General features: G+C 61.2%; 1 protein-coding gene. It reads left to right on the top strand.

Translation table 11 applies throughout. The features are described from left to right. On the top strand, positions 1-962 hold a 962-nt coding region (locus ABN764_RS29475), incomplete at both ends, for an amino acid adenylation domain-containing protein (protein ID WP_446673862.1).

Raw genomic sequence — 962 nt, 5'->3', positions numbered from 1 at the left:
GAAGCGGAGCTTCAGGACCCTGCGCTGCTGGGCGATTTGCTGGCGGAGCATCCGGTACAGCTGATGCAGACGACGCCTTCGAGGTTGTCGATGATGCTGGAGCAGGAGCACAGCGCCGCGCAGCTGCGCCGTATACCAGCCTTATTGATCGGCGGCGAGCCGTTGCCTGCGGCGCTGCTGGAGCAGCTTCGGGCGCAAACAAATGCGTCGCTGTACAATATGTACGGCCCGACGGAAACGACGGTGTGGTCTACGTTTGAGCATTTAAAAGAAAGCGAAGGGGAAAAAGTTAGTATCGGCCGTCCGCTGGCGAACACTCAGGCGTATGTGTTGAACGAAGCGCTGCAGCTGCAGCCGATCGGAGCCGTAGGCGAGCTGTGCCTCGGAGGCGCTGGGGTCGCCCGCGGATACTGGGCGCGTGAAGAGCTGACCAAGGAGAAGTTTGTCGATCACCCGTTTCTCCCCGGAGAACGGATGTACCGGACGGGCGATTTGGCCCGCTGGCTGCCTGATGGACGACTGGAGCATCTGGGCCGGATCGACCATCAGGTGAAGATCCGCGGTTACCGGATTGAACCGGGCGAGATCGAAGCGCATTTGCTGCGAATCGACGGCGTCAAGGAAGCTGTCGTGACCGTTGCCACCGGGGAAACGGAGAAGGGCGTACAGGAATTGTGCGCCTATGTAACGGGCAGCAGCGAGCTAACGGCGCAGGCGATGCGGAGCAAGTTGTCGGCGGACCTTCCGCCTTATATGATCCCCTCGCACTTCATTCGCCTGGAGAAGATGCCGCTCACGCCAAACGGGAAGCTGGACCGTAAGGCACTGCCGGCCCCGGATGGGGCGCTGAGTACGGGAACGGAGTATGTAGCACCGCGCACGACGACGGAAGCGAAGCTGGCGCAGCTCTGGCAAGAGGTACTGGGGATGGAGCGTGTCGGCATCCGCGATAACTTCTTTGA

It is taken from the genome of Paenibacillus wuxiensis, from assembly GCF_040195695.1.
In the GTDB taxonomy this organism is placed as follows: Bacteria; Bacillota; Bacilli; order Paenibacillales; family Paenibacillaceae; genus Paenibacillus_B; species Paenibacillus_B suaedae.
This window is presented reverse-complemented; position numbering and strand designations above follow the sequence as displayed.